The organism is Novosphingobium sp. PhB55, from assembly GCF_004368805.1.
Taxonomy (GTDB): Bacteria; Pseudomonadota; Alphaproteobacteria; order Sphingomonadales; family Sphingomonadaceae; genus Novosphingobium.
Window position 1 is genome coordinate 16346 of record NZ_SODQ01000016.1, and the last position, 24098, is coordinate 40443.

22 protein-coding genes are annotated in these 24098 nt (G+C 67.4%); 8 read left to right on the forward strand and 14 right to left on the reverse strand.

Annotation, left to right across the window (positions count from 1 at the left end; translation table 11 throughout):
- Positions 1–74 precede the first annotated feature (74 nt).
- Positions 75–2165 carry an AsmA family protein gene (locus tag EDF57_RS24780; RefSeq protein ID WP_134096309.1) on the reverse strand — a complete coding sequence of 697 codons (2091 nt, stop codon included), beginning with the start codon at positions 2163–2165 and terminating at the stop codon, positions 75–77.
- 231 nt (positions 2166–2396) lie between these two features.
- Here EDF57_RS24780 and poxB point away from each other — a divergent pair, with 231 nt between their 5' ends.
- Positions 2397–4133 carry a ubiquinone-dependent pyruvate dehydrogenase gene (poxB, locus tag EDF57_RS24785; protein ID WP_134096310.1) on the forward strand — a complete coding sequence of 579 codons (1737 nt, stop codon included), beginning with the start codon at positions 2397–2399 and terminating at the stop codon, positions 4131–4133.
- Between the two features lie 49 nt (positions 4134–4182).
- Here the strand turns inward: poxB and EDF57_RS24790 are convergent, their stop codons facing one another.
- On the reverse strand, positions 4183–4590 hold the full coding sequence (locus EDF57_RS24790) for a hypothetical protein (RefSeq protein WP_134096311.1): 408 nt from the start codon (positions 4588–4590) through the stop codon (positions 4183–4185).
- Positions 4591–4912: 322 nt separating this feature from the next.
- Between EDF57_RS24790 and EDF57_RS24795 the strand changes: the two genes are divergently transcribed.
- On the forward strand, positions 4913–5509 hold the full coding sequence (locus tag EDF57_RS24795; RefSeq protein ID WP_134096312.1) for a hypothetical protein: 597 nt from the start codon (positions 4913–4915) through the stop codon (positions 5507–5509).
- Here EDF57_RS24795 and EDF57_RS24800 read toward each other — a convergent pair.
- From EDF57_RS24800 to EDF57_RS24820, 5 genes are all read right to left on the reverse strand, one after another.
- The gene (locus EDF57_RS24800) at positions 5485–6102 is read right to left on the reverse strand and encodes a chemotaxis protein CheB (protein ID WP_134096313.1); all 618 of its coding nucleotides are present in this window, start codon (positions 6100–6102) and stop codon (positions 5485–5487) included. The genes EDF57_RS24795 and EDF57_RS24800 overlap by 25 nt on opposite strands.
- Positions 6099–6941 (reverse strand): CheR family methyltransferase, encoded by an 843-nt coding sequence (locus EDF57_RS24805; RefSeq protein ID WP_132270188.1) that lies wholly within the window; start codon positions 6939–6941, stop codon positions 6099–6101. The genes EDF57_RS24800 and EDF57_RS24805 overlap by 4 nt, the downstream gene beginning before the upstream one ends.
- Positions 6942–6963: 22 nt before the next feature.
- Positions 6964–10488: a response regulator gene (locus EDF57_RS24810; RefSeq protein WP_134096314.1), complete on the reverse strand. Its 3525-nt coding sequence runs from the start codon at positions 10486–10488 to the stop codon at positions 6964–6966.
- Between the two features lie 179 nt (positions 10489–10667).
- Positions 10668–11201: a YceD family protein gene (locus EDF57_RS24815; RefSeq protein ID WP_134096315.1), complete on the reverse strand. Its 534-nt coding sequence runs from the start codon at positions 11199–11201 to the stop codon at positions 10668–10670.
- Positions 11198–11713 carry a ubiquinol-cytochrome C chaperone family protein gene (locus tag EDF57_RS24820; protein WP_134096316.1) on the reverse strand — a complete coding sequence of 172 codons (516 nt, stop codon included), beginning with the start codon at positions 11711–11713 and terminating at the stop codon, positions 11198–11200. Before EDF57_RS24820 ends, EDF57_RS24815 begins: the two co-directional genes overlap by 4 nt.
- Before the next feature lie 186 nt (positions 11714–11899).
- Between EDF57_RS24820 and bamE the strand changes: the two genes are divergently transcribed.
- The 6 genes from bamE to EDF57_RS24850 all read left to right on the forward strand — a co-directional run bounded on the left by bamE (position 11900) and on the right by EDF57_RS24850 (position 15943).
- Complete coding sequence (bamE, locus tag EDF57_RS24825) at positions 11900–12379, forward strand: outer membrane protein assembly factor BamE (RefSeq protein ID WP_243841286.1); 480 nt, start codon at positions 11900–11902, stop codon at positions 12377–12379.
- 152 nt (positions 12380–12531) lie between these two features.
- Positions 12532–13101, forward strand: coding sequence for an ATP-dependent protease subunit HslV (gene hslV / locus EDF57_RS24830; protein ID WP_132270196.1), 570 nt, complete (start codon positions 12532–12534; stop codon positions 13099–13101).
- Between the two features lie 14 nt (positions 13102–13115).
- Positions 13116–14414, forward strand: coding sequence for an ATP-dependent protease ATPase subunit HslU (gene hslU / locus EDF57_RS24835; RefSeq protein WP_132270198.1), 1299 nt, complete (start codon positions 13116–13118; stop codon positions 14412–14414).
- 99 nt (positions 14415–14513) lie between these two features.
- Positions 14514–14912 carry a GFA family protein gene (locus EDF57_RS24840; RefSeq protein WP_132270200.1) on the forward strand — a complete coding sequence of 133 codons (399 nt, stop codon included), beginning with the start codon at positions 14514–14516 and terminating at the stop codon, positions 14910–14912.
- Entirely contained in the window at positions 14909–15613 is a 705-nt protein-coding gene (locus EDF57_RS24845; protein ID WP_243841287.1) for a phytanoyl-CoA dioxygenase family protein, read from the forward strand. Before EDF57_RS24840 ends, EDF57_RS24845 begins: the two co-directional genes overlap by 4 nt.
- A 126-nt stretch (positions 15614–15739) precedes the next feature.
- A complete protein-coding gene (locus EDF57_RS24850) occupies positions 15740–15943 on the forward strand; it encodes a DUF1737 domain-containing protein (protein WP_132270202.1) in 204 nt (67 codons plus the stop codon).
- An 18-nt stretch (positions 15944–15961) separates the two neighbouring features.
- Here the strand turns inward: EDF57_RS24850 and EDF57_RS24855 are convergent, their stop codons facing one another.
- From EDF57_RS24855 to EDF57_RS24885, 7 genes are all read right to left on the reverse strand, one after another.
- A complete protein-coding gene (locus tag EDF57_RS24855; protein WP_166675398.1) occupies positions 15962–17011 on the reverse strand; it encodes a glycosyltransferase family 61 protein in 1050 nt (349 codons plus the stop codon).
- 163 nt (positions 17012–17174) lie between these two features.
- Positions 17175–17360, reverse strand: coding sequence for a hypothetical protein (locus EDF57_RS24860; RefSeq protein WP_166675399.1), 186 nt, complete (start codon positions 17358–17360; stop codon positions 17175–17177).
- A gap of 86 nt (positions 17361–17446) precedes the next feature.
- Positions 17447–19267 carry an ABC transporter ATP-binding protein/permease gene (locus tag EDF57_RS24865; RefSeq protein WP_134096319.1) on the reverse strand — a complete coding sequence of 607 codons (1821 nt, stop codon included), beginning with the start codon at positions 19265–19267 and terminating at the stop codon, positions 17447–17449.
- A 145-nt stretch (positions 19268–19412) separates the two neighbouring features.
- Positions 19413–20372 (reverse strand): aspartyl protease family protein, encoded by a 960-nt coding sequence (locus EDF57_RS24870; RefSeq protein ID WP_134096320.1) that lies wholly within the window; start codon positions 20370–20372, stop codon positions 19413–19415.
- 50 nt (positions 20373–20422) lie between these two features.
- On the reverse strand, positions 20423–21340 hold the full coding sequence (locus EDF57_RS24875) for a beta-1,6-N-acetylglucosaminyltransferase (protein WP_134096327.1): 918 nt from the start codon (positions 21338–21340) through the stop codon (positions 20423–20425).
- 12 nt (positions 21341–21352) lie between these two features.
- Positions 21353–22804, reverse strand: coding sequence for an oligosaccharide flippase family protein (locus tag EDF57_RS24880; RefSeq protein ID WP_134096321.1), 1452 nt, complete (start codon positions 22802–22804; stop codon positions 21353–21355).
- A gap of 5 nt (positions 22805–22809) precedes the next feature.
- Positions 22810–23802 (reverse strand): glycosyltransferase, encoded by a 993-nt coding sequence (locus tag EDF57_RS24885; RefSeq protein WP_134096322.1) that lies wholly within the window; start codon positions 23800–23802, stop codon positions 22810–22812.
- Positions 23803–24098 lie beyond the last annotated feature (296 nt).

Below are 24098 nucleotides of genomic sequence, written 5' to 3' on the forward strand. Positions count from 1 at the left end.
TGGGCGAAGCCGGCCAGAGCGCGCCCGTTCCGGTTCACGTCCGTTCCGAGCGGAGTTATCGCGGCGGAGGAAACTCAGTCGTTCTTGTTGGGACGGCCGGAGCCGACGTCGTCGCGCGGCTTGCCCTTGGCGGTGCGCTGGGACTGCGCATTGGCGCCCGACAGCACCGGGCCGCAGGCGGCGGACTTGGCATCGCCCACGTCCACAAAGGCAAGCAGGCCCGCCACCGGCGTCGCCGCCACGGCCAGTCCAAGACCCACTCCGGCGCGGCCGAGCAATTGCGGGCTGATCACCTGGAGGGAGGGCTTGGCGAAGCGGCCGCCGATGCCGACAGGCGACTGCCCGGAAAACAGGCTGAACTTCTTGCCGTCCGCGCGGAAGCCCATGTCGAGCGCCTCGGTGTCGAAGCTGAAGCCGCCGCGCCCGGTGATGACGTTCTTCGACGTGTCGATCAGGATCGGGTCGGCCGCCGCCGTGCCGCCTCGCACCGTGAAGGCCACCAGACCGCAGTTGAGCTGGACGGGCTTCTTCAGCTTGCCCTCGAACATCTTGGAGGCGAACGTGCCGAGGTCCAGCTCGGCCAGCTGCACGTTGCGCGTCCAGAACGTGCCGCGGGGCATGATGAAGGCGATCCGGCCCGATGCCGAAGCAAGCGAATCGTGAATCGTGTCGCCGCGGCCTTCCAGCTTGATGCGACCGCCGATCGTGCCGGTCGTGCCTGATTCCACCACGCCGTATCCGGCCAGCAGACGGCCCATCGGCGTGGACTTGAGGCGAATATCGTAGCTTACGGCCGAGGGGCGCTGACGCGTGTCGAACACCAGATCCGAGGCGACATCGCCGCGCGCCATCGAGAATGTCAGCGGCGACAGGGCCAGTCGTCCCCGGTCGAGCGAGAGCTTCAGGGCGATGTTCTGCACCGGCACATTGCGTGAGCGGACCACGCCGACCTTCCAGTCCAGCCCGGCGTCGAAGCGCTGCATCGTCTCCACGGGCAGGGCGGCGTCCGGCAGGACGCGCTGGGCGCCCGCGCCGGTGGCGGCGGCTGCGGCCACGGCGCCTTTCGATGCCACGATGTCCGGGTTGTAGCCGATGAACGGCGCGGCATCGACGATGTCCAGCCGCCTGGTCGCCAGCACGGCATCCAGCCGCAGCCGCTCGGCATTGGTCACCGTCAGCTTGCCCGAAAGGTCGGACTGGCCGAACGTGCCGGTCATGCCGGTGAAGCGATAGGTCTCCCCGTCCTTCACCAGCTGCGCTTTCAGTGCGTAGCGGCGGGTCTGCGGAATGGCGACGTCGATGATGCCCAGCAGTTCGGACAAGTCGCGCCCGCGGGCGCGGACCTTGAGCGGCACGTCCTCGAAATCGGCGATGGAGGGGAGGGTGCCCGAGACGTCGACCTGGTTGTTCGCCGCCCAGGCCGTGAGTTCCAGCGCGTTGCTGCCGCGATTGACGGTGGCGTCGGGGGAGAGCAGCCGGGCGCTCACGCGGAACGGGGTGCTGCGCAAGGTGCCGTCGCCGCGCAGCGAGACCGCCTTGCCGATCCTGGCATCGGTGGAAGTGACGGGATCGACCACGAGATTGGCAAGCAGCGGCATCTGCGGGTCGAGATAGCGGACGCGGGTGTCCGATATGGTGGCGCGGTCGATCCGGGGGAACTCGAAGGGCTTGCCCCCGCCGCCGCTGCCGAAAGTCCAGCTGTTGCGGCCATGGGCCTTGTCCCATTCGAGGTCCACGGCGCCGCCCTGAAGGTCCAGCGTATGAACGTGACGACGGCCGAACAGCAATGAAAGCGGGGCGATCCGCGCCTCGATATGGCGGGCGGCGAACATCTGCGGGCGGCCCGCCCATTCCGGGTTGGAGACGCTCAGGCCATCGGCCAGGAACTTGATGCGCAGCGGTGCGAAGTAGAGCTGGAAGTCTCCGCCCACCCGCACCTGCCGCCCGGCGGCCGAGCTGGCGATGCGTTCGAAGGGGTGCTTCAGGAACCGGCCCTTGGTGATGAAGAGGACCAGCCAGGCCGCGAAGACCAGCGCGACGATCGCGATCAGCACATTGCGCAGGATGCGCAGCAGACGGGTGCGGTCCGGCCGCTTGCCCGGGGGGCGATGCCCCGTCTCTTCCCGTGCATGGTCCTGCACATCGATCTGCGCCGCTGCATCCATGTGGGCCTAAGCGCCGACGGGCCGTTTGGTTTCCCGGCAAGGCGCAAGTCCCGCACGTCCGGGCGAAAAAACCCCGAAAGAGCCCAATCGGGCGGAGCTGAGGGAACGGCACCTCATACCTTGGCATGGTTGCGCAGGCGCCGAAAACTGTCAGCTTCGTGGGCACCCTTCGCCAGGAGGGGGGTTTGAACCCTTCGGTGCCCTATTCGATGTCCCGACACGAGGTGAAACATGGCCAGGAACGTTGCCGAACAATTCATTGCCACGCTGGAAGCCGCCGGTGTCAAACGAGTCTACGGCGTGGTCGGTGACAGCCTCAACGGGCTGACCGATGCCATCCGCGCCCATGGCCGGATCGAATGGATCCATGTTCGCCACGAGGAAGTGGCCGCCTTCGCCGCCGGCGCCGAGGCTCACCTGACCGGCAGCATCGCGGTCTGCGCGGGAAGCTGCGGGCCGGGCAACCTGCACCTCGTCAACGGCCTGTTCGACTGCCACCGCTCCCGCGTGCCGGTGCTGGCCATCGCCGCCCAGATTCCTTCGCCCGAGATCGGCTCGGGCTATTTCCAGGAAACCCACCCGCAGGAGCTGTTCCGCGAGTGCAGCCATTACTGCGAGCTGGTTTCCGATCCTTCGCAGATGCCGCGCAGCCTGGAAATCGCGATCCGCACCGCCATCGGCGAGCGGGGCGTCTCCGTCCTGGTCATCCCCGGAGACGTGGCGTTGAAGCCCGCCGCCAACGAGGCCTGGCCCAAGCCGCTGGGCCTGCTGCCCAAGCCGCCGGTGGTCGTGCCCGAAGAGGCGCAGCTCGATGCCCTGGCGGCCATGCTGGAGCCGGACAAGCGCGTGACCCTGCTCTGCGGCTCGGGCTGCGACGGCGCGCACGACGAACTCCTGGCGCTGGCGGAAAAGCTCAAGGCGCCGATCGTCCACGCGCTGAAAGGCAAGGAGCACGTCGAGTACGACAATCCCTACGACGTGGGCATGACCGGGCTGATCGGCTTTTCCTCGGGCTACTACGCGATGATGGATACCGACATCCTGTTGATGCTGGGCACGGACTTTCCCTATCGCCAGTTCTACCCCACCGGCTCCGATGTGCGGACCCTGCAGGTCGACATCCGGCCCGGCCAGCTCGGCCGCCGGGCCTCTCTGGACCTGGGCGTGGTAGGAGACGTGGGCGCGACGATCCGCGCGCTGCTGCCGCGCCTGCCGGACAAGCCGGATCGCAAGCATCTGGACAAGGCGGTCGAGCACTATCGCCGCACCCGCAAGGACCTGGACGGGCTGGCCGAAGGCAAGCCGGGAAAGACGCCGATCCATCCGCAGCAAGTGGCCAAGGCGCTCAGCGACCTGGCTTCCGAGGATGCCGTGTTCACCTTCGATGTCGGCCTGCCCACGGTATGGGCGGCGCGCTACTTGCGGATGAACGGGAAGCGGCGGCTGATCGGCTCGCTCTGGCATGGCTCCATGGCCAATGCCATGCCGATGGCGCTGGGCGCGCAATGCGCCTTTCCCGGTCGGCAGGTGATCTCGCTATCGGGAGACGGCGGGTTCGCCATGCTGATGGGAGACCTGCTGACGCTGCGCCAGTACCGCCTTCCCGCCAAGATCGTGGTCTTCAACAACGGCACGCTGGGCTTCGTGGAAGTGGAGCAGAAGTCCACCGGCTTCCTGCCATTCGGCACCGAACTCGACAATCCGAACTTCGCGGCCATGGCCGAGGCGATCGGCATCAAGGGAATCCGGCTGGAAGACCCGGCCGACGTCGAATCCGGCCTGGCCGAGGCGCTGGCCCATGACGGTCCGGTACTGGTCGATGCCGTGGTCGCCCGGACCGAGTTGCCGATCCCGCCCAAGATCAATGCCGAGATGGCCAAGGGCTTCACGCTCTACATGCTGCGTGCGGTGATGAGCGGGCGCGGCGACGAGCTTGTCGATCTGGCGCGCACCAACCTCTGGCATTGAGTGGGCGTCGCTGCGGCCGGCGCGGGAACGCCGGCCGCCCGGCGCGCCATCAATAGACGCAGATCTTGCGGCTGGCACCCTGGACCCAGCAGGCGGGATCGCGCGGGCTGCGCGTGAAGGCGCCTTGCGGCACCATCCGCGCGCCGTTGTCGTAATCCACCGTGATGCGGCTCGGCGCCGTCTTGTCCGCGTAGTAGGCCCGGCCTTCCACGTCGATGGCGAAGCTGCCGTCGCCGTTGCGGGGGTAGAAAGTGCAGACCTTGCGCGGATCGCCGTCCAGCACGCATTGCGCCGGGCGGCCCTTGCTGACGGTGCCGCCGTCGTAGTCCGCCACCGGCTTCAGCGGGCTGCCGACATGGAGTTCGTTGCCATGGCTGTCCTTCACTTGCGCGCCCGCGGGTGCCGAAAGGGCGGCGGCCAGGGAGAATGTCAGGGCCGGAAGGCGAAGCGCGCGCATGATGATTCTTTCAAGGTTCAGGGGCAAGTTTCAGGGGCGAAATTCAGGGGGCGGATACAGAAGGCTGACCTTCGCTGATCGCATCCCGGCAGGGCCGCGGGCAAGGGGTGAACGGGAAATGTCATGATCGGTGCGTGCCGGAGGGCCGCCGCTGTTTGCGCGGCGCTGGGCGCGCCCTGGCGAAACCGTGCTTGGCCTGGTTGCCAAGCTCCTCTAAGGGGCCGGGCCAGTGGCCGCCCGGGGACCGGGATCGGCCCTGTGTGGCAGGTTTCGGACAGGCCCCGGGCACGACCAGCAGGAATTTTCGGATGACGGTTTTCAGATGATAGGTGCAAAAGACCTGATCCAGCTCGGCACGCTGGTGGCCGCGCAGCACGGCTGGGCCGCGGCCAAGGCGTTCAAGGCCTACGAGATGCCGGATGGCGACAAGGCCCGGCTGGCGGCCTGCGCGGTGGAGATCCTGAAAGTCTTTCCCAAGGCCGCGAGCGAGGATCGCGCGGCTTCTGCCTGGCTGAGCGCGGCGCTGGCGGTACAGCTCGAACGGCACCTTTCGGCGCCCGTGCAGGTGGTGGCCGGGGTGCTCTCGGTGGATGGAACGCCGGTTCACGGCCGCCGCGAGCCGGTGGACGGCCCTGCCGTGTTCGGCGCCGAGGACCTGCATTGGAGCGGGCACGTTTGGGTCATGGTCGGGCCTTACGTGGCCGACATCGCCATCTTCCGCGAGGCTGCTTCCGTCAACTGCCCGGCCGAACTGGCGCGCCACGTCCATTCGGTGTTCGGACCGGACAAGGGCCTCTACGTCGATCACTGGCGGCGCACCAGGCGCTCGGGCCTGGGCTACGAGCCGCAATATGTCCTGAGCAGCGAGGAAGTGACGCGGCTGATGGGCGGCGCCTACCGGCTGATTTCGCCGGCCTGATTTCCGGAAGACCGATCGCCGGCGGCCAGCAGGCGGCGCACCAGCCCGTCCAGGGTCAGCCGCTCGGCGCTCGGCGTCAGGGCCAGGGCGGCCTCGGGCATGACCGGATAGGCGGCCTGTGCGGGGTCCTGCACGATAGCCATGCCTCCGGCCGCGGCCACGGCGGCCAGGCCCTCGGCGCCGTCATGGTTGGCGCCGGTGAGCACGGCGCCGATCAGCCCCGGGCCATAGGCATCGGCGGCGCTTTCGAAGAGCACGTCGATCGAGGGGCGGGAAAACTGCACCGGCCCCTCCACCGAAAGCGAGATCGTGCGATCCGCCTCCACCAGCATGTGATAGTCCGGTGGGGCGAAGAGGATCGTGCCGGGCGCGGCCGGTTCCTTGTCGTCGGGCTCGCGCACGTCGAGCGGGCAGCGGGCCGCGAAAAGCGAGGCCAGCACGTTGCGACGCTGGGGCGGGACATGGACGACGACCAGCACTGGCAGCGGATAGCCGCGCGGAAGCTGCGGCAGCACATGCAGCAGCGCTTCCACCGCGCCGGCCGAAGCCCCGATGACCACCGCACGCGGCGCGCTCGGGGCGCTTTCGGTCATGGATCGCGCCTCTGGTAGATCTTCTCCTCGCGCACGAAAGCGCTGAAGGCCCCGGCATATTGCGAGAAGCGCAGGCTTTCCCGCGCGCCCAGCCCCAGAAAGCCCTTGCGTGCCAGCGATTCCCGGAACAGCCCCACCGCGCGGTCCTGCAATTCCCGGTCGAAATAGATCATGACGTTGCGGCAGGAGATCAGGTGCATCTCTGCAAAGACGGCATCGGTGACCAGGCTGTGGTCGGAAAAGACCACGCGGTCGCGCAGGCTCTTGTCGAAGACGGCGCGGCCATAGGCGGTGGAATAATAGTCCGAGAGCGAGGACTTTCCGCCCGAAAGCTGGTGGTTCTCGGTAAAGGCCCGGATCCGGTCGAGCGGGTAGATGCCGCGCGCGGCGGCGTCCAGCGCTTCCTGGCTGATGTCTGTGGCGTAGAACAGCGTCCGGTCCTCCAGCCCTTCCTCGCGGAACAGGATGACGAAGGAATAGAGTTCCTCGCCGGTGCTGGACCCCGCGATCCAGACTTTCAGCGAGGGGTAGGTGCGCAGATGCGGCACGACCTTCTCGCGAATGGCGCGGAAATAGGCGGGGTCGCGGAACAGCTCGCTGACCTGCACGGTCAGGAAGCCGAGCAGGCGCGTGACGATGGCGGGATCGCGCAGCATGCGGTCCTGCAGCGCCGAGAACGTCGGCAGGCCGAGCTGGTCGCGGGCCTGCCGCAAGCGCCGTTTCAGCGAGGCCTGGGCGTAGCCCCGAAAATCGTAGTGGTAACGGCTGTAGAGGGCCTCCAGCAGCAGGCGGATCTCGATATCCTCGATCTTCTCCTCCTGGATCCTGTCGTTCTCCATCACGATCGTCCCGCGTGGTGCTTCATCGCGGCATCCAGACCCGGACGAGCGAGAGCAGCTTGTCCACGTCCAGCGGCTTGGACATGTAGTCGTTGGCGCCGGCCTCGATGCAGCGTTCCTGGTCGTCGGGCATGGCCTTGGCGGTCAGGGTGATGATCGGCAGCTTGGCCCAGCGCGGGTCCTGGCGGATTTCGCGCGTGGCGGTGAGCCCGTCCTTCACCGGCATCATCACGTCCATCAGCACCAGGTCGATGCGGCGGCCGTCATCGCCGGACGAGCGGTCGAGCGCGTCGATCGCCTCCTGTCCGTTGCGCGCGATCTCCACCACCGCGCCTTGCGGTTCGAGGATGTTGGTGAGCGAGTAGACGTTGCGCACGTCGTCCTCCACCACCAGGATGCGCCGCCCTTCGAGGATCGCGTCGCGGTTGCGGGCCTGCTGGATCATGCTCTGCTGCTCGGGCGGCATTTCGGTGACGACCTGGTGCAGGAACAGCGACACTTCGTCGAGCAGGCGTTCGGGCGAGCGGGCGCCCTTGATGATGATCGAATCCGAATAGCGGCGCAGGCGTTGCTCGTCGTCCGGCGTCAGATCGTGGCCGGTATAGACGATAACCGGGGGGAAGGCATAGGCGCCCTCGCGGCTGAGGGTTTCCAGCAGGGTGAATCCGCTGGCATCGGGCAGGGCGAGGTCCAGCACCATGCAATCGAATGTCTGGCTGGCCAGCAGCTCCAGGCATTCGGCGGCAGTGGCGGCGGCCACGGTTTCGACATCGCCCGAAGTCAGCAGCCGCGCCACGGCGTCGCGCTGGACGGGGTCGTCCTCGACGATGAGCACCCGGCGCGTGGAGGAATCGAGCTTGGCGGCCAGGGCCTGGAGCACGGCCGAAAGATCCTCGCGCTTCACCGGCTTCACCAGATAGCCGATGGCGCCCAGCGACAGGGCGGTCTGCGTATGGTCGGAACCCGACACGACGTGGACCGGGATATGGCGCGTCTCGACATCGCGCTTCAGGCGGTCGAGCAGGGCGAGGCCGGACTGGTCGGGCAGGCCGATGTCCAGCACGACGGCATGGGGGCGGAAGCTGCGCGCCAGTTGCAGCGCCTCTTCGGCGGTGCCGGAAACGAGGCACTGGAAGCCCATTTCCCGCGCCATGTCGCGCACGATGCCCGCGAAGGAGGAATCGTCCTCGACCACCAGCAGGACCCGCTGGGCCATGGCGGCCGTGTCGCGGTCGTCCTCGACCGGGCGCGGCAGGACGGCCGCGGCCGGAGCGCGCCCGGCAGGTGGCGCGGGCGGGGCCGGCTGGGGGGACGCCGCGAACTGGGACGCGGTGAATTGCGGCATGCCGGAAGGGGCGGGCGCGAAGACCGAGGGCAGCGCCGGTGCAAGGGCACTCGCGCTGCCCGGCCCGGCCTGCGCCGGGTCATGGGCGAGCGGCATGCGCAAGGTGAAGCGGCTGCCCTTTCCGGCCACGCTCGTCAGCGAGATCGCGCCGCCCAGCAGGCGGGCCAGCTCGCGTGAGATCGAAAGGCCAAGGCCGGTGCCGCCGTACTTGCGGTTCACCGTGCCGTCCGCCTGCCGGAACGCCTCGAAAATGGCGCGTTGCTGATCTTCGGGAATGCCGATGCCGGTGTCGGTGACCGCCAGCAGCAGGGCATCGTCGCCGTCCGGCGCGATCTCCAGCCGCACGCTGCCCGCCTCGGTGAACTTGAAGGCGTTGGACAGCAGGTTCTTGAGGATCTGCTCCAGGCGCTGGCGGTCGGTATCGAGCGTGGCGGGGCAATCCGGGGCGATGCGGATCTCGAAGTCCAGCCCGCGCGTCTGCGCCACCGGCTGGAAGACCTGCCGCATGTCGCTGGCGAGCCGGTCCAGCAGCACCGTCTCGGGCCGGATCTGCAAATGCCCGGCCTCGATCTTCGAAAGGTCGAGAATGTCGTTGATCAGCGCCAGCAGATCGTTGCCGGACGCTTCGATGGTTCGGGCATATTGCACCTGCTCGCCCGAGAGGTTGGCGCGCGGATTGTCGCCCAGCAGCTTGGAGAGGATCAGCAGGGAATTGAGCGGCGTGCGCAATTCGTGGCTCATGTTGGCCAGGAAGTCGGACTTGTAGCGGCTGGCCTGCTCCAGCTCCTGCGCCTTCAGTTCGACCACGGCATTCGAGCGGGCCAGATCGTCGCGCTGGTGCTCCAGTTGCTGGGCCTGTTCCTCCAGCTGCGAGTTGGTCTGTTCCAGCTCGACCTGCTGGTGCTCCAGCCGCACTTGCGATTCGCGCAAGGCGCGGCCCTGTTCTTCCAGCTCTTCGTTGGAGACGCGCAGTTCCTCGCTCTGGACCTGGAGTTCCTCGGCATGGTGCTGCAAGTCGGCGCGGTAGCGGGCCGAGCGCAGCGCGACGCCCGCCGCGTTGGAAATCTCGCGCAGGAACGTCAGGACCTGGTCGTCCACCGGCTGGAGGAAGCCCAGCTCGATCACGCCGTGGACCGTTTCGTCGGCCACGACCGGGGCGATCAGCAGATGGCGCGGCTTGTCGCTGCCGAAAGTGGAGCCGATGGTGAGATAGCTGTCGGGAATGTCGGCCAGGAGCACCGGCTCGCCATCCGCCGCGACTTGCCCCAGCAGGCCCTGCCGCAGCGAGAAGCGCTCGACGATGCCCGCATCCTCGGGCACGCCGTAAGCCGCGACCCGGCGGAAGTGATGGCCGTCCCCGGAAAACACCGCGCCTGCCTGCGCGCCCACGAAGCGGACCAGGAAGGCCAGGATGCTCTCGCCCAGTTGCTCCACCGGCTGGTCGCCCAGCACGGCGGAGGCCAGGCCGACCTGGCCGGATTGCAGCCACTCGCGCTGCCCCGCGGCAATCGCCGCGCGGCGGATCAGGAAGCCGATCACCAGGGTCAGGACGATGCCCAGGAGGCAGGAGGCCACGCCGCTCGCCCAGGCCGACTTGTAGGCCTGCTCCATTTCCGTGAGCCGCTCCTGCCGCAGCCGCGCCTCTTCCAGCTGCATCTGCGCGAGCTGGCTGCGGACCGCGTCCATCTCCACTTTGCCGCGATCCGAGGCGACCAGCAGCAGCGCGGCTTCGAGGCCGCCGTTCCTGCGCGCCTCGATGGTCTCCTTCAGCTCGGCCAGCTTGGCATCGATATGGCGGCGCAGCGGCTGGAGGCGGCTCTGCTGATCGGGATTGTCGCGGGTGAGCGCGGTGATCGTCTCAAGCTGCCCGCCGACATCGGCCAGCGCGCTGCGGTAAGGGTCGAGATAGCTCTCCCGCCCGGTCAGCAGGTATCCGCGCTGCCCGGTCTCGGCATCCTGCACCGCCGAAAGCAGGCCGTTCAGCGACACGATCACCTCGTGCGAATGGACGATCCTGGCGGCATCGTCGCGCAGCACGCGCACATTGAGGTAGGCCACCGTCCCGCTGGCCAGGAAGAACAGGATGGCGATCGCGAGGCCGAACGTCGTCTTGGGATCGAGACCGGGGCGCGACCGGGTTCGCAGGGAAGAACTGCCGAGAATCTGCTGGGCAGGATCGGTCTGCGGGAATGGTGAATTCATGGGCCTGCCAGGAAAGGAGAGCGGAACCTCCCGCTTGCGGGGAAATACGCCAGCGATCAAGGCGTTCCGTCACCGGAAGGAAATCCTGAGCGCGATCTCCGCGCTCCCACGGCGGCAGGTGGCCGCATTTCGGGCGAAACCCTTCGGATTCTTCCCGGCCGGGCGTCACCCGGCGCCAGTCACTCCTTCAGGCCAAGACCCTTGAGGGCCGCGAAGGGGCCGCTGTCTTCGGGCGTGCCGATTCCGGCGGCCTTGCGCGCGGCATCGGCTTCCGGCCCGGTCAGGAACGGATCGATGGCCAGCGCGAGGCTCTGCGCCACCGCTTCGCCGAGGTCGATATGGCTGCCGGTATATTCGACTTCATCGCAATCGTCCGAATCGAGTTCGATTTCCTCGTCCGGCGTATGATCGCCGGCCTGGGGAACGAAGCGGAAGTAGACCGGCTCGTCCAGCGACACGGCGATATCCTCGGCCGAAACGGCGCAGGCCTGGATGTAGTCCGCCTTGATCCGGCCGCGCCCTTCCACCTTGCGGTCGCGGCGTTCCAGTTCGATGTCGGCGGCGAGCCGGTCGATCCGCACGAGACCGAAACGCACCGCCAGCGCGGCGCGCTCGGCCGCGTCGGCTTCGACGCGGTGGGCGGCTTTGACTTCGGCCTGGCGGATGTCGAGGCTGCGGGAGAATTCGGGCTTGAAGGCAGGGGTGTCGGTCATCGCGCAATGCTCGCGTTCATGAGGTCGGGATCGGAAACGGCGTCGAGCTGGAGCGCCAGCGCCTTCACATGGGCGGCAAGGGCCAGGCGGTCGGCGCCCTCGATCAGCGTCACGTTGCGGCCGAGGACTTCGGCCAGTGCTGCGCCGCCTTGCGGCAGCGCTTCACGAAGCGCGCCGATGCGGCCGCCGAGCACGCTCATCAGCTTGCCCATGCGCTTGCCCACCACCAGGTCGCCCACGCCGGACTGGCGCAGCTGGCCGTCCATGTCGTCCACGAACAGCTCGGTCAGGTGGACCGAGGGGGTGATGAGCGCGCCGTCCCGTTCCATCCGCAGCATGACGAGCGCCAGCACCAGCGTGACCGCATCGAAGCGGCCGGCCACGGTATCGGCCACGCCGAACTGCGCATACCAGGGCTTTTCGCGGGCGATTTCCACCACCCGGTGCCAGAGCGGACGGACTTCTGCGCGAGGGTCGGAACTCTTGCCGACGAGACGGGAAAGCAAGGACACGGACAGTCTGACCTTTCGTTCATCGGCAATTCAATCGACCTGCCCCAACGCCCATTGCGTGACGGGCTGGCGGGCTCTAAGGCTCGGTGCCGTTATCTGGCCGATATATGGGCCCTGCGCCGGGTGGCAATGCCCGAACCAGGCCTCGGCCCCGAATGGAGTGGGAAAATGCGCAGTTACGGTCACATGGCTAAGGCGGCAGGCATCGCGCTGGCGCTGGCTGCGCTGACGGCAGGATGCACGTCGGTCCGCGACCATCGCGGTTACCTGATCGACCAGACGCTGCTCGATTCGGTGCAGCCCGGCATCGACAACCGCCTCTCGGTGGAAAAGACGCTCGGCCGACCGACGTTCGTCAGCCAGTTCGGCGAGAAGGACTATTACTACATCTCGCAGACGGTGAAGACCCCGCCGTTCCGCCGTCCGCAGACCTCGGAGCAGACCGTGCTGCGCGTGCGCTTCGATCCGGCCGGCAATGTCGTCGGCGTCGACAAGCGCGGCATGGAGCAGGTGGCCCGCATCAACCCGAACGGCGACACCACGCCGACCCTCGGCCGTCACCGCGGGTTGCTGGAAGACCTGTTCGGCAACATCGGCGCCGTTGGCGCTGGCGGCATGGGCGGTGCCGGTACCCAGCCCACCGGCCCCGGACCGAACGGCAGCTGATTCCAGATGGAGAGAGGGCGGTCACGAGATCGCCTGCAAAACGTCCGTGAGACCGCATATCGGTTTCGCGGACGTTTTTTGTTGTTTCGGGCGCGTGGGTGGTTGCGCCTTACCCGCTTGAACCCTGAGAATGCCGACATATATCCCGCGGCATGGATAATAGCGGGGCTAGCCACGGCCTGATCCAGTGGCACGGTACGACGATCATCGGTGTGAAGAAGGGCGACAAGACCGTCATCGCCGGTGACGGTCAGGTTTCCATGGGCAACACGGTGATGAAGCCCAATGCGCGCAAGGTGCGCCGCATCGGCGACGGCAAGGTGATCGCGGGCTTCGCCGGCGCCACGGCTGACGCCTTCACCCTGTTCGAACGGCTGGAGCGCAAGCTGGAGCAGCACCGCGGCCAGCTCATGCGCGCGGCCGTCGAACTCGCCAAGGACTGGCGTACGGACAAGTACTTGCGCAATCTCGAAGCGCTGATGATCGTGGCCGATGCCGATACCTTGCTGGTGCTCACCGGCAATGGCGACGTGCTGGAGCCCGAAGGCGGCCCCGAAAGCCAGATCACCGCGATCGGCTCCGGCGGCAACTACGCCCTTGCCGCCGCGCGCGCCATCGACAGCTACGAGGACGACGCCGAGAAGATCGCGCGCCGCGCCATGGCCGTCGCCGCCGACATCTGCGTCTTCACCAACGACCGCGTGACGGTCGAGACCATCTGAGCTTCCAGGACACCATGAAAGACAACCTGACCCCCAAGGCCATCGTCCGCGCGCTCGACGCGCATATCATCGGCCAGAGCGAGGCGAAGAAGGCCGTCGCCGTGGCGCTGCGCAACCGCTGGCGCCGGCAGAAGCTCTCGCTCGACTTGCGCGACGAGGTGACGCCGAAGAACATCCTCATGATCGGCCCGACGGGCTGCGGCAAGACCGAGATCAGCCGCCGCCTGGCCAAGCTGGCCGATGCGCCTTTCGTGAAAGTGGAAGCGACCAAGTTCACCGAAGTCGGCTATGTCGGCCGCGACGTGGAACAGATCGCCCGCGATCTCGTGGAAGAGGCCATTCGCCTCGAAAAGGACCGCCGCCGCGATTCGGTGCGTGAGGCTGCCTCCAAGGCCGCGATGGAGCGCCTGCTCAATGCCCTGGTCGGCGAGGGCGCATCCGAGGCCACCCGCGCCTCGTTCCACCAGCGCATCACCGAAAACGCCATGAACGAAACCGAAGTCGAGATCGAAGTCGAGGACACGCCCTCGGCGCCGATGGAGATCCCGGGCATGGGCGGCTCGGTCGGCATGATCAACCTCTCGGACATCATGGGCAAGTTCGGCGGCCAGAAGCTGACGCGCCGCAAGATGAAAGTGCCCGACGCCTGGGACAAGCTGGTCGACGAAGAGTCGGAAAAGCGCATGGACCAGGACGATGTCGCCCGCACGGCGCTCGCCAATGCCGAGACCAACGGCATCGTCTTCCTCGACGAGATCGACAAGATCGCCGTTTCCGACGTGCGCGGCGGCTCGGTGAGCCGCGAAGGCGTGCAGCGCGACCTGCTGCCGCTGATCGAGGGCACGACCGTGGCGACCAAGTACGGTCCGATGAAGACCGACCATGTCCTCTTCATCGCCAGCGGCGCCTTCCACGTCGCCAAGCCGAGCGACATGCTGCCCGAACTCCAGGGACGCCTGCCGATCCGCGTGGAGCTGAAGGCGCTGACCGAGGAAGACTTCGTGCGCATCCTCTCGGAAACCCGCGCGAACCTGGTGGCGCAGTACAAGGCGCTGCTCGAAACCGAGGAAGTGACGGTGGAGATCACCACCGATGCCGTGCAGGAAGTGGCCCGCATCGCCGCGCTGGTGAACGAGACCGTGGAGAACATCGGTGCCCGCCGCCTGCAGACGGTGATGGAAAAGCTCCTGGAGGAACTCAGCTTCGAGGCTGAGGACCGCAAGGGCGAAACCGTGGTCATCGACCGGACTTACGTTCGCGAGAAGCTGGAAGGCCTGGCCGGAAACGCCGACCTTTCGAAGTACATTCTCTGACCAGACCGTCGTCCCGGGTCCGGCCCGGGACGACTTTAGTTGTTCCTTGAATGTTCCGCCGAATCGATTAGCCTCCCCCGCATCAGAGGGAGATTCGCGATGAAGTTGGAAGGTGGATGCCAGTGCGGTGACGTGCGCTATGTCGTGGACGGAGAGCCGGAACACGTCGCGCTCTGCCACTGCGCCGATTGCCGCAAGTCCTCCGGCGCGCCGGTCGTGGCCTGGGCGGCCTTCAAGACGCCGGACTTCGCGCTGACAGCTGGAAACCCGTCGGTCTACAACTCCAGCGGCAGCGCCATGCGCCACTTCTGCCCCCGCTGCGGCACGGGCATTTCCTATACGAACGAAGCCTATCTTCCCGGTCTTGTCGACATCCAGGTCGCCACGCTCGACGATCCCGACGCTCTCCCGCCCCAGGCCCATATCCAGGTGGCCGAACGCGTGGGCTGGATGCAGCATATGGGCGAATTGCCGGAATTCGAGCGCTATCCGGGGTGATCGAACCCGACCTGGCCGCACCGAGGGCAGCTGACCTGGCGCTCGATCTGGCGCGGGATGGGGCCTGTCTCTGTCCTGGCGGCGCGCTTCCGATCCTGAAGGACTTGCAGGACGTGCTGGCGAAGTGGCCGGATGGCCGCGCGGGATGCCGCATCGCCGGGGATCCCGAACTGGCCGAGATACTGTCGCCCAGCGGGCCGGTCGGCGCCATCGTCGCCCGGCACCGAAGCCGGCCCGGGAAGCCGGTAAGGGCCGTGCTGTTCGACAAGAACGACCGGGCGGACTGGTCGCTCGGCTGGCATCAGGACCGGACCATCGCCCTGCGCAGCCGCGCCGAGGCGCCGGGGTTCGGGCCATGGACGGTGAAGCAGGGGATCGATCATGTCGAACCGCCCTTCGCGGTGATCGAAGCCATGATGACCTTGCGGATTCACCTTGATCCGGTGGACGAGGACAATGCGCCCCTGCTGGTGGCGCTGGGCTCTCACCGGCTCGGCCGCATTGCGGTCGACAGGATCGGGGCCGTCGTGGACGAAGCGCCGATCCATGCCTGCCTGGCCGAGCCAGGCGACGTCTGGCTCTATCGCACGCCGATCCTCCACGCGTCCCATGCGGCGCGGCCGGGGCGGCGCAGGCGCGTGCTCCAGGTCGATTACGCGGCTGGGGACTTGCCAGCGGGGCTGGAGTGGTTAGGCATCTGATTCGCTGGAGCAGTTTCCGATCCGACGGATCGGCCGGGCTGCTCCAGCGGCGTGGTTTGCCGCGTTTTCCGGGCCAGCGGGTGAATCCTCCCGGTAGAAACGCTCTAGCGAGAGAGAGATGCCAGGATGTACCAGACCCCCGAGGACCGCCCGATCTACCGCCTGCTCACCGGAGCTGACGACCGTGCCTTCTGCGAGCGTGTGTCCGAAGCATTGGCGCAGGGATGGCGGCTCTATGGTTCGCCGTCGCTGTCGTGGGATACCGCCGAAAACTGCATGAAAGCGGCCCAGGCCGTGGTCTGGCACGAGGCCGACGTCGTCAAGGACTGAGCCCAGACCGAGGCGTTCTCAGGCGCCCATGACGATGGGGTGAGCCGGCGCTGCCTTGCCGGCTTCCCGGCCGCCTGCGCCAGGAGTGCTTTCATCCAGCGCCTCCTCAAGCTGGGCCAGATCGACACGGAACGGGCTTTGCTTGTGCCGGTAGATTTCGGCCCAGCCCTGATACTGGACATTCTCGTCGAAGCTCGGGATCAGCTGGACATAGCGGTCCACCTTGTGCCCGATCCCGATGGGAAAGTGATCGTGATAGACGCTGGGCGGCATGATCTCGATCAGCCGGGAGGTGCGGGCTTTCAGCGCCAGATAGGCCAGCGCTGCCCCGTGGATGGCGACGACGTCGTCGGCCTCCTGCATCAGGGCGATCTGGTCCGGGATCGCGTGATCTTCCATGTAGACCACGGTGAAGCCCCGAGCCTCGAGCATGGCGTCCAGCTGCGCCGCATTGAGGGGCGACCTTGGGCCGCGGCGGGAAATGAACAGCTTGCGGTGGCCCGATGGCGCGGCGGCGTGGTCGGTGTAGACTTCGCCGGTATAGCTGTAGAGCGGGGCGTCGAAATGCGCCTCGATCCCGAACTGCGATAGCCCGCGCGCGAGCCGGAAGCTGAGTTTCTCGCCCGACACCGGCCGATAGGTGCAGAGCGGATCGATCCCGAACTGCAACAGCAATTCGCGAAACGCCGGCTGTAGCGGGCGGAACACGAACGCGGCCTCCCCCACCGCGCGCCGGGCGGAAAGACACAGCGGGACGATGTCCATCAACAGGTGCGAGACGTTGTTGGGCTCTATGTGGCGGGTGTCGAGGAACAGGCCCGCGTCGATCGGCTTGCCCCACCGGCCGATCGCGCGCTTGGCCAGCGCGCGGGGACCGAAGCCGGCGAGATCGGCGGATCGTTTCGAGCAGGTCCGTTCCGACAGCAGGGTCAGCGCGCGGAAGTCCATCGGCCGGCCCACTTCCAGCGTCAGGCGGCTCTCGCCGGCGAAGAGCCGCACTTCAACCGGCTCGCGCCGGGGCACCGGCTGGACGAAGTGCCTGACAAACGGGTCGGTGGTGGCGAGCATCTTTTCCCTGCCGATCGAATCCGCGCCGGATGCCGGCCGGTGGCGGGCATTTTTCCGGATCTTGCGGTGAGGGGCAATCCGAAGGTCGGCCCGGGGCTTTTCGGGAAGGGAAACGAGGGAGGCCTGCGCCTTCAGGGCGCGGCATGGGCCGAGGGGTTCGGGGTCAGTCCGGTCGGGGCGCCTGGTCGCGAATGGCGCCATCGGGGAGAGCGACTTGTACCTTCTCGGCGGAGACGGCCGTCACCGGGCGAACCGGCGCGGGTTCTTCCTGCGCGAGAACCGGGCCGGCGATCACGGCCGCAGGGATCAGGGGAGCCAGGGCCGCCATGTGCAGGAGGACGGCGGACATCGGTGGGATCTTCACGCGGGCAGGCTCCGGAGGATTGGACCCTTGCGCAACCCGCGAGGGCGGGCAAGGTTCCTGCCCGCCCTGCGCTATTCCGCCGCCTCGATCATCGCTTCGGCTTCCGCCGCCTGACGGGCCCACATCTCGGCATAGAGACCGTCCTGCCGCAGCAGTTCGGCATGGGTGCCGCTTTCGGACAGGCGGCCGTCGTTGAGCACCAGGATCCGGTCCGAATCCGAGATCGTCGACAGGCGGTGCGCGATCGAGAGGCTCGTGCGGTTTTCCGAGACGCGGTGCAGCGTGGCCAGGATGTCCTGCTCGGTGCGGGTGTCGAGCGCGGATGTCGCCTCGTCCAGCAGCAGGATCGGCGGGTTCTTCACCAGCGTGCGGGCAATGGCGACGCGCTGCTTCTCGCCGCCCGAGAGCTTGAGGCCGCGCTCGCCCACTTCCGTGGCGAAGCCTTGCGGGAGGCGGTCGATCAGGCCCATCAGCACCGCGCCGCGAGCGGCCGATTCGATGTCCGCCTGAACCGCGTCGTCACGGCCGTAGCCGATGTTGTAGCCGATGGTGTCGTTGAACAGCACGGAATCCTGCGGGACGATGCCGATGGCGGCGCGCAGCGATTCCTGCGTGATGCCGGCGATGTCCTGGCCGTCGATGAGAATGCGGCCTTCCTGCGGATCGTAGAAACGGAACAGCAGCCGCGCGAGCGTGGACTTGCCCGCGCCCGAGGGACCGACGACGGCGAAGTTCTGGCCCGCCGGAACTTCGAACGTCAGGCCCTTCAGGATGCGGCGGTCGGGCTCGTAGCCGAAGACCACGTTGTCGAACACGATCGATGGCCGCTGGATCACCAGCGCCGGGGCGCCGGGCTTGTCAGAGACTTCCTGCGGTTCGTCGAGCAGGCGGAACATCTCCGCCATGTCGATCAGGCCCTGCCGGATCGTGCGATAGACCATGCCCAGCATGTCGAGCGGACGGAACAGCTGCGTCAGGTAAGTCTGCACGAAGACGAGCTGGCCGGCGGTATATTGCCCCTTGTACCAGCCCCACACGGTATAGCCGAGCGCGCCGGCCATCAGCAGGTTCACCACCACGCCTTGCGCGATATTGAGCAGTCCCAGCGAATTCTCGCTCTTCACTGCCGCCACGGCATAGGCCCGCGTCGCCTGCGCGTAGCGTTCCTGCTCGCGATGCTCGGCCGAGAAATACTTCACCGTCTCGTAGTTGAGCAGCGAGTCCACCGCCCGCGCCAGCGCCTGCCCGTCCAGCCGGTTCATCTGTTCACGCAGCTTGGTGCGCCATTCGGTGATCGTGCGCGTCACCCAGATATAGGCGGCGATGGCCAGGGCCGTCGCGATCACGAGGCCGGGGCCGAAATTGATGTAGAAGATCACGGCCACGACCACGAGTTGCAGGATCGTGGGCGCGATGTTGAACAGCATGAAGTAGAGCATCGTGTCGATGCTCTTGGTGCCGCGCTCGATGGTCTTGGTCACTTCGCCGGTGCGGCGCGCCAGGTGGAAGCGCAGCGAAAGGCGGTGGAGCTGGCCGAACACGTTCTCCGCCAGTTCGCGCGTCGCGTCCTGGCCGACACGCTCGAACACGATGTTGCGGAAGTTGTCGAAGGCGGTCTGGATCAGGCGGCCGGCCGCATAGCCCAGCACCATGAGCATCGCCAGTTGCACCAGCCTGGGTCCGGTGGCGCCCATCAGGTCTACCGCCCATTTCATCAGGTAGGGCAGCGCCAGCTGCGTCGCGGTGGACAGCAGGATGAACACGCAGGCCCAGACGATCCGCCAGCGCAGCGCCGGATTTCCGACGGGCCAGAGATAAGGCATGAAGCGCAGCAGGGTGCGCCAGCCATCGTGGCGGGCGCGCGAATCGGTGACGGCGGTGTCTGGCGGCATCGGCGCTATTTAGGGTGCCGGCGCCAATAGACAATCGCGCGGGCGTGACAGGGGCGCGCGACGGGCGGGCGCGAGACACCAAGCACCGTGCCAATCTGCGGCCGCGAGCAGGGCGTAACCCCCGCTCCGGGCATAAGCCAGCCGCTCAGGACCCCTTGGGCATGTCGAACAGGATGCGCCGGGTGGAGAAGTCGATGGCGATCCGCTTGAACACCCGCAGTTCGCGCATGCCCAGGAAGATGGCGGGTCGCTTGCGCAAGTTCAGCTCCTTGAAGGCCGGCGCATCGGCGAAGGCGATCAGCACGTTGGAGATGTTCACGTCGTCTATCTGCAGCTTGCGGGCGAGGCCGAGGCCCGCGGGAAGCTCGTGGCCCGTCACGGAGAGCAGGGTGGTCTGGCCGGTGGATCTGTCGCGGATGGCGCGTTGCAGTGCGAGGTTGCCGATGGTGGAGCTGGCACCGGTGTCGATCACCACATCGGCGCGGATACCGTCGATCAGGGCGTTGGTCATGATCAGCCGCCCCGCCTTCTTGCGGGCGCGCACGATGATCTCGTAGCCGCTGCTGCCGCCCAGGCTCTGCGCATCGCCGATGGCGATGGTGTTCTTCGTGAAGTCGAGCACGACCCGCTGGTCCTGCAGGCTATCAGTGCCGACGATCCCGTCCGCGCCGATGTGCTGGCGTTCGAGCAGGGGCACGGTGAGGCCCGAATAGGATTTCAGCCCGATGTCGAGCGAGTCGAGCCGGGCGGTGGCGACGCTGCTCATGCCGCCCATGCTGATGACCCGCACGATCGGCCCCGGAACCAGTCCCAGCTTTCCCGCCAGCGCGGACGACACCACCGTGGTCTGCGAGCCGGTGTCGATGAGGAAGTTGTAGGGGCCGCGGCCCTCCACGCCCACCGAGACGGTCATGCGGTCGTCATCGTCGGCCTGGCCCTGGATCGGCGCATCCATATCACTGTCGAAATGCTGCGGGCCGGGCTGTTTCGGGACCGGTTGCGGCAGTTGGACCGCGATCGGCTGGGACGGCGGGGGGAGAGGCTGTGCGCCCAGGATCGCCACTTCGGCGAAGATGAGCGTCAGCCCGAGGGCTGCTCCTGGCATCGTTCTCTCCTGCGCACCGCTATTTTGCGGATGTCGCAGGGTCGATCATATCACTCGGGCCGGGGCGACACCAATGTTTCCGCATGGCCGCCGTCCCGTTCCGGCGCATGCGGCAGTGCAGGGGAATCGAGGAAGAACCGGTCGTGCGCCGCCGAAACCTTGCGCATGAACCAGGCATCGCTCGCGGCCACTTCCGCGAGGTCTCTCGCGCCGAGCAGGCGCGGGCTGGACGAACCTTGCGGGAAACGGACGAAGCGCTGGTTGGCGGCGATCCGGTCGGGGAAGAAATGCGCGACTAGCGTGGGCACGACATGTTCGTCGCTGCAGAGCGTGCCCTTCAGGCGGCCGCTCCGCAGCAGCGGCGGAAGCTCGCGGGCCAGCATGTCGAGCGCATCGGCGGGAAGCGACCACCACTGCGAGCCATAGGCCCAGGTCCCGAAGGGCTGCGCGCGTTCGCGTCCCAGCTTGCCGCGCGTGCGGTCCAGCCAGCGCGCCAGGCGGCGAAGCTCCCAGGTGGCGGCATAGGCGAGCCGGTCCCGCGCGGGGTCGAGCCGCAGCCAGCGGGTGTCGAAACGATAAGTCTGCATGCGCTCGGCCATGTGGCCGGGCCGCAGTTCGACATGGCAGAGGTTCGCTCCGAGCGCGCGCACCATGTCCGCGCGGGCAGCCACCGGCCAGTCGGTGCCGCTGAGCAGATGGGCGCGCTCGCAGCCGAGGCGGGTCGCCTCTCGTACCAGCTTCGCGGTGGCGGCCACCTGGCTCCAGTGGCCCCAGCGCACGGCGACCGGGTCCGCCACCAGATGCACGCGTCCGGCGGGACCGGGCAGGCGCTTGCGCAAGGCGTGCCAGAGCGCCGAGCGGCGGTCGGCATGAATCACCGCGAAATCCTCGGCGCTCGCGGCCAGCAGCGTTTCGATCAGGCGTTCGAGCTGCTCCGGCGCATCGTGGGCGAGCAGCAGGTAGGCCATTCTCACGGCCGGTCAGCCCGCCCGGCGCGACAGGATCGGGCGAGACAGCGCCTCGGCCATCATGCGCACTTCCTTCCAGGCCGGATGGCGCGTCGCCGCAAGGGCCGCCAGCCAGGCGAGAACGCCGGTGGCGCTGAGCACCAGCAGGGCGAGCAGGCCCAGCTCCATGCCTTGCCAGCGCGCGATCATCAGCGGCACGCCCGCGGCCAGCGCGCAGATACCGCTGCGGACGTAGACGTTCATCAAGGCCCCGAAGCGGAAGCCGATCAGCCGGCCGAGATAGACCGCGTAGATCGCCCACCAGACGAAGCCGTAGATCACGCGGCTCATGCCTGCGGCGTCGAGGCTGATGAAGCAGCCTGCGGTGAGGATCACCACGGCGGCGGACGTGTCGAGCAGATTGACCCAGACGAGCTTTCGGATCTGGCCCAGCAGCAGGGGCACGTCCATTTGCAGCGGGACGGCGACGAAGAAGATCTCCCCCAGCGCGGTCCAGCGCAGCAGCGGGGCGGAGCCGATCCAGTTGGGGCCATAAAGCAGCATGACCAGCGGCTCGGCCGCCAGGGCCAGGCCGATCATCGCCGCCCAGTTGAGCGCGGTATAGCAGGCTACCAGGTGGAGATAGGGCTCGGCGAGCGGCTCGCCCGCATCGCGCTTGCGGGCGAAGGCGGAGTAGAACACGCTGCCGATGGCGCCGGTCACCAAAGTGGTGAGCTGGCCGGCCAGGGCGCTGGCGCGGCTGAACAGGCCGGTCGCGGCGATCCCGAGCAGGCGGCCGACGATCAGGTCCTGCGAACGCTGGCCGATGGCGGCGCTGGCGCTCAGGACGAAGGACATCGAGCTGAACCCGAGCATGGGGCGCACCGATCCGGTGTCCTTCGGCAGGCGGGGACGGACGGGGCGATGGAGGTTGGCGATGGCCGCGCGCGCTATCGCGGTGGCCAGCACGCCCCAGGCCAGCGAGGAGGCCCCGAAGCCGCAGGCGGCAAGGGCGATGGCGGTGCCGTTACCGGCCAGTGCGCTGCCGGCGTTGACCTGGAAGAGCGTGCGGAAATTCATCTCGCGCACCAGCAAGGCTGCAGGAACGGTGGCGTAAGGCGTGATCAGGTAGGATGCCGCGATCAGCCAGAGCAGCGGCGCGATGGCCGGCTGCGCGTAGAAGTGCGCCACGATCGGCGCGGCCACGGCCACCACCACGGCCACCGTCCAGCCGATCGTCACGGCCACGGCCGCGTAATGGGGCAGGGCCGCGGGGCTCATTTCCGGCTGGCCCGAGATGAAGCGGGTGATGCCCAGGTCCTGGAAGATCGAGACCAGCATGGCCGCGGCCAGCGCGATGGAGAACAGCCCGACATCGGCCGGCAGCAGGAACAGGCGCGAGATGACGATGCTCGCGACGAACTGGATGGTGAACGTCGCGTATTGGGCGGCAAGGGACCAGAGCGCGGCGCGGCGGACCGACATCGCGCTCAGTTCCGCGCCAGCGCGGCGGCAAGGCGCGCCGCGCGCAGGGGCTCGCCGAAGCGAAGAAGCCGGGCGACCGTACGCCACAGTCCATCGCGGCGTCCGCCCTCGCGCACATGGTCGAGAAGAATCTCGAAGCCGTCGTCCCGCATTGCGGCAGGCGACCAGCGCAGGCTCAGGGCCACACGCTCGCGCGCGGCCTGTGATACGCCGCTCCGCCCGAACAGTGCGTCGAGTTCGTCGATGGCGGGCAGGCGGGAGAGATGCTCGGTCGGATCCGGGCGTCCGTCGCGGCGCTCTTCCCAGGCCAGGCGCGCGATCACGGCCCCGATCTGCTGCTCGGTGGAATGGCGCGCGGATACCTGGTCGGGATAGCGGCGATAGCGCAGCAGGCGTTCGGGAATGTTGCCCATCCGGGTCACGCTGGAAAGCCTGAGCCAGAGGTCCAGGTCCTCGCAGTGGCGGAACGCGGCGTGATAGCCGCCGACGGAGAGCACCACGTCGCGGCGATACATCACTGCGGGATGGCAGATGAGCTGTTCGCCCTGCTCGATTGCCGCCAGCATTTCCTCGTGGACCAGCGGATGGTCTGCCCCGCTGCGCACCAGCGCTTCGCCGTGCTCGCCGATGTCCTCGCTCCAGCTTCCGACCACGCCGTAGTCCGGATGGTCGGTCAGGAAGGCGACCTGGCGAGCGAAACGCTCCGGGCGGCAGATGTCGTCGGCGTCCATGCGGGCCACGAGCGGCGCCTGAGCCATGTCGAGCAATTGGTTGAGACTGGCGATCAGGCCGCGGTTTTCGCGGATCACCGGCCGAACGCGCGAATCGGCCTCGGCATATCGCCGGATGATCGCCGCCGAACCGTCGGTCGATCCGTCGTCCAGGATCAGCAGCTCGAAATCGGCAAAGCTCTGGCCAAGCACGCTGTCTATGGCGAGCGGCAGGAATCGCTCGCCATTGTAGACGCTCATGGCAACGCTGATCGCCGGTTTCGGCATGGACGCTTCGGAACTCCCTCTGGACGCGGCGGCAAATGGCCCGGCTGCTGCCTTATGCGAGGCTGGTAAAGAAAGCGTGAGGCGATTGTCCAAGGTCCCCCGCAGGGCCAGGGAAATGGCCAGGGGTTGATATCCCGCGATCCACTCCCATATTTGCCCGTGAAGAGGTCGAACCCACGGGAAACCACGGTAATTTCAGAAATGTCGTTTTTTTGAAATTAGTGTTTGACCGAATCACGGGTGGCACTTAGAGGGCCTCTCACCGCAGCGGACCACACGGTCTTGCAGCGGTCGCC